Here is a 1,940-nt window from a genome sequence, read left to right on the forward strand (position 1 = left end):
AATTAAAAGTTATATTCTTGAAGTTTTGAATTTAAATAAAAATTTTTTAGCCTTTATCGTCTTTATATTTTTTGAAACAATTGCTGAGAGATTATCAATAAGAATGCCAAAATTTGGCCAAGTCTCAGTAGCGTTTGGGCTTGATGTTGCTGCTTTTTTGATATTTGGTTATAAAATTGCAGCTTTAATAGCTGGAATTTCCTTCTTACTTGACTTTGGAAAATTTGATTTAAAAAATATTAAATTATCTATATTGAAAAGAATTTTTAATATTAGCCAAATAATTATAACTATTAGTATTGCAGGAATAATACATAACTTTTTTCTCAACTTGCTACCATCAAATGTTTTTAGTACATTTTTGGCAATTTTTATTTTTACATTTGTATATTTATTCATAAATGTTCTATTAGTTTGCTTAGCTGCAAGCCTTTCGTTAAATTTACCTTTTGTGTATATATTTATTGATAACTTCAAAGGATTTATACCCAATTATGCTTTACTAGCAATTTTAGGTTATTTAATGGCTTTAGTATATAATTCCATAGGTATTCCTGGTATTATACTATTCTTCATCCCCCTTCTCATCGCCCGCTACGTATTTAAACTTTATTCCGATTTAAGAGAATCCTACCTTTCCACCATTCGGGCTCTCGTTGCGGCCCTTGAAGCTAAAGACCCGTACACCAAAGGTCATTCGGAGCGGGTTTCAGAACTGGCGGTAGAAATTGCCCGGGAAATGGGGATGAAGCCCGATGAGTTAGAAAATATTCGTTTTATGGCGCTTTTGCATGACGTTGGCAAAATCGGTATCCTTGATACCGTTTTAAATAAAAAGGGAACGCTGGATCCCGAAGAAAAAGAGTTAATCCAGGAGCACCCGGTACTGGGGGCGAAAATCGTGGAGGAAATACCCTTTTTAAAACAATACGCCGGGATGGTCCGGCACCACCACGAGCGGTTTGACGGTACCGGCTATCCCGATAAAATTTCCGGGGAAAAAATTCCCCTGGGAGCCAGGATTATTGCTGTGGCGGATACGTATGATGCCATGACTTCGGACCGTCCCTATCGGGCGGCGTTAACCAAAGAACAGGCAATGAGCGAACTGAAAAGGAATGCCGGACAGCAACATGACCCCAAGGTGGTCAAAGCTTTATTAAAAGTACTGGAACGGTTTGACCCAAGGGAAAAGGAACTGGAAGCGTTAAAAGAAGCGGCGGCGGAAGGAACCTGAAGGGAGGAATAGTTATTTATTTAGAAGCACTGATTTTGGCGCTTATTCTCGGCTATCTTTTTAAAGGCCGGCTGAAAAACTTAGCCGAATTGGAATTTACGGCGCTTTTTTCCTTTATCTTAGCTTTTTTAATCCAGTTTCTTATTGATTACCAGATGGCCCATCCCTTTATCCGGGCCTACGGCAGGTATCTTCACCTTTTTTCCTACCTCCTGCTTTTTTACGGGATTTATAAAAACATCAAACTGCCGGGAATGGGATTAATCGGCCTGGGGGTTTTTTTGAATTTCCTGGTAATTGCCGCCAATGGCGGTTACATGCCGGCGGACCCGCGAACCATTTCTCCCGAATGGATAGCGATGATGAAGCAGGGGATTTTAGGAACCCATACGTTAATTGATGAGCATACCCGTCTTGTTTTTTTGGCAGATAATATTTATCTCTGGTTTTATCCCATAACCTTTTCTTACGGGAAGCCCATTATTAGCTTTGGGGATATTTTTATTACCGTCGGAGTTTTTTGGCTGGTATTTAAAGGCATGCGCTACCGAAAAAATAAAAACTACAAGCTTACCGTATTTCGGTAAGAGTAAATTGCTAAGTTGAGAGAACCGCGCCAAATAAGGTATAAACACAAACCCAAAAATAAAATTACCCCAAAGTAGGGCGAAAAACAGCGGTTTTAAGGAGCAGGAACAAAAGA

2 protein-coding genes are annotated in these 1,940 nt (G+C 39.1%); both read left to right on the top strand.

Annotated elements, in window-relative coordinates:
- Positions 1-25 precede the first annotated feature (25 nt).
- Positions 26-1,237 carry an HD-GYP domain-containing protein gene (locus ciss_RS13830; protein WP_369689025.1) on the top strand — a complete coding sequence of 404 codons (1,212 nt, stop codon included), beginning with the start codon at positions 26-28 and terminating at the stop codon, positions 1,235-1,237.
- A gap of 35 nt (positions 1,238-1,272) precedes the next feature.
- Complete coding sequence (locus tag ciss_RS06380; RefSeq protein ID WP_075865447.1) at positions 1,273-1,824, top strand: DUF5317 domain-containing protein; 552 nt, start codon at positions 1,273-1,275, stop codon at positions 1,822-1,824.
- Positions 1,825-1,940: the final 116 nt, after the last annotated feature.

Origin of the sequence: Carboxydothermus islandicus (assembly GCF_001950325.1) — a bacterium.
GTDB classification, from domain to species: domain Bacteria; phylum Bacillota; class Z-2901; order Carboxydothermales; family Carboxydothermaceae; genus Carboxydothermus; species Carboxydothermus islandicus.